This is a genomic window from Nocardiopsis lucentensis DSM 44048 (assembly GCF_000341125.1).
GTDB lineage: Bacteria > Actinomycetota > Actinomycetes > Streptosporangiales > Streptosporangiaceae > Nocardiopsis > Nocardiopsis lucentensis.
Genome location: NZ_ANBC01000376.1, coordinates 1 through 1,727 on the forward strand (window position 1 = coordinate 1; position 1,727 = coordinate 1,727).

The 1,727-nt window shown below is 75.6% G+C and carries 1 protein-coding gene and 1 pseudogene; both read right to left on the bottom strand.

The features are described 5' to 3' along the window. The coding region (locus D471_RS34190; RefSeq protein ID WP_241479613.1) for an MDR family MFS transporter at positions 1-1,359 on the bottom strand (1,359 nt) is incomplete at its 3' end. A 26-nt stretch (positions 1,360-1,385) separates the two neighbouring features. After that, positions 1,386-1,727: pseudogene (locus D471_RS0112715) on the bottom strand (ATP-binding cassette domain-containing protein); the annotation flags it as partial.

The window sequence follows — 1,727 nt, forward strand, 5'->3', positions numbered from 1 at the left end:
CAGGACGATCCAGACCGCCGGGCCGCCGAGGTCCAGGAGCGCTCCGACCGGCACGCTCCCCAGGAGCACCACCAGCCCCGACAGCGACGACAGCGCGCCGGTGAACAGGCCGAGTCGGGCGCCGTCGACCAGGTCGGGCACCCAGGCGCGCACGGTCGGCACGATGAGGACCTGTCCGAGGGTGATGGCGGTGACGAGCACGGCGGAGGGCGCCAGGCCGCCGAGCGAGGTCATCGGGGCCAGGGCGGGTACGGCCGCGAACCCCGCCGCGAGCAGGAGGAGCCCCCAGCGGACGGTCGCGCGGTGGGAGAGGCGGCCGCCGACCCAGCGCAGCACGGGCAGCTGCGCGGCGATGTAGAGCAGCGACGCCCACGCCAGCAGCCAGCCCAGGGCGGTCTGTGTGCCGGTCGCGCGTTCGAGTTCGCCGGGCAGCGCCAGGTAGAGCTGGTTGTAGGCGAGGAGGTAGGTGCTGTAGGCCAGGCACAGCACGAGGAACCGGCGGTGGCCGAGCAGGGCGCGCACCCCCTCCCCCACGCGCGGACGGTCCCGGCCGTCGGGGGCACCGGGCGCGCCGGGCACGTGGCGGGGCATCCAGCGCAGGTGCGCGGCCAGGACCAGGGTGAACACGCCCGCGCCGACGAGGCAGGCGGCCGGGAAGCCGGTGAACAGCAGCAGCGTGCCCAGGGGCGGACCGATGAGCGTACCCGCCTGACCGGCGACGGAGAACAGGCCGAGCACGCGGGTGCGCGGTGTGCCGGTGGCGTGTTCGTGGCGCACGGCCTGCCGGGCGACCTCGGTCTCGACCGCCGGGGAGAACAGGGCGGCGGCGAACCCGATGAGCAGCACGGAGGCGATGACCGACCCGGTGTCGCGGGCGAACGCCAGCCAGGCGAACCCGGCCACGCGCAGCACGCAGCCGACCAGGACGACCGGGCGCGCCCCGAACCGGTCGGTGAGCGCCCCGCCGACGACGAACAAACCCTGCTGGCTGAACGTCCGCAGCCCCAGGACCAGGCCGACCAGCCACCCGGCGAGGCCGATCGCGTCGGTGAGGTGGGCGGCCAGGTAGGGCAGGACGGCGAAGAACCCGATGTTGAACGCCAGCTGCGATCCGATCAGCAGGCGGGTGACCGGTCCGACCGCGCGCAGGTCGCCCAGCAGGCCGGAGGGACGCGTGACGGGACCGGGGATCCGCCGTCCACGACGCGTTCCGCGTGGGTGGGGGTGCCTGCCGGGAGTGTCCGCCCGGCGGTCGTCCGCGTCCCCCAGCGGGCGGTGTCGTGCGTCGGGTCCGTCCGCCCGGGGTTCGCGCGGGTCCGGGTCCGGACCGGCGCCCTCCGTGTTCGCGGTCGCGGCCAAGGGTCCGGAACCGGTGGCGGGCGGGGTCACGGCGCGCTCACGACGGGGGCGTCCGCCGCCGGGACGATCGAGGGCGTCGCGGCCACGAGTTCGCGCGTGTGGGGGTGTTCGGGCTCGGCGCACACGCGGCGCGCGGGTCCGGTCTCCACGATCCGGCCGCCGTGCATCACCGCGACCCGGTGCGCCAGGTGGCGGACGAGCGCCAGATCGTGGCAGATGAACAGGTAGCCGACGCCGAGTTCGTCCTGGAGGTCGGTGAGCAGGTTGAGCACCCCGGCGCGGACGGAGGAGTCCAGCGCCGAGACCGGCTCGTCGAGGACCATCAGGCGCGGCCCGCTGGCCAGCGCCCGGGCGATGCCGACGCGCTG